1 protein-coding gene is annotated in these 912 nt (G+C 77.2%); it reads left to right on the top strand.

The features are described 5' to 3' along the window. A partial coding sequence (locus tag ACZ5C2_RS11160; protein ID WP_468788987.1) for an HAD-IC family P-type ATPase occupies positions 1-782 on the top strand: 782 nt, incomplete at its 5' end. Between the last annotated feature and the right edge of the window lie 130 nt (positions 783-912).

Below are 912 nucleotides of genomic sequence, written 5' to 3'. Positions count from 1 at the left end.
CCCTGCCTAGTTTGGCTTGCCCCCCCCCCCCCTGGGGGGGGGGCTCCACCCCACCTGGAGAGGGGCGCGCGTGGGTGGGGGCCCCCCCCCCCGGGGGGGGGGGGGGGGCCCCCCACCAGCAGCACCGGGAGGTGGTGGCCGAACTGGAGGAGGCCGGCCGGACCGCGGTCGTCGTCCTGCGCGACGGCACCCCGGTGGGCGTGCTGGGGATCGCGGACCGGCTGCGGCCGGACGCGGCGGCCACCGTCGCCGCCCTCACCCGCCTGACCGGCCGCACCCCTCTTCTGCTGACCGGCGACAACGAACGCGCCGCCGAGCGCCTGGCCGCCGAGGTCGGCATCACCGAGGTCCGCCCCGGACTGCTGCCCCAGGACAAGGTGGCTGCCGTCAAGGAGTGGGAAGCCCAGGGACGCAAGGTGCTGGTCGTGGGGGACGGCGTCAACGACGCCCCCGCGCTGGCCGCCGCGCACGCCGGGATCGCGATGGGCACGGCCGGCTCCGACCTCGCCCTGGAAACCGCCGACGCCGTCGTTGTCCGCGACGAGCTCGCCGCCATCCCCTCGATCGTGCAGCTCTCCCGCACCGCACGCCGGCTCGTCCTGCAGAACCTGGTCATCGCCGGGGCGTTCATCGCCGTCCTGGTCGCCTGGGACCTGGTCGGCACCCTCCCCCTGCCCCTCGGTGTCGCCGGACACGAGGGCTCCACCGTCATCGTCGGCCTCAACGGCCTGCGCCTGCTGCGCGAGGCCGCCTGGCCCCGACTCACCAAGGACACCGTGTGAGCCGGCGCACCCGCCGTGGGGGCCCCGCCCCCGGGGGGGGGCGGACCACCCGCCCCCCCCCGCGGCGGGGTGTGGTTGCCCCCGCGGGTTCCGGCCTCAGGCCACCCCGATCAGCCTGCCGACGGTCGAA

The sequence above is a fragment of the Streptomyces sp. NPDC031365 genome (genome assembly GCF_055569765.1).
The sequence above is the reverse complement of the archived record's forward strand: the minus strand, read 5'-3'. Positions and strand labels throughout refer to the sequence as shown.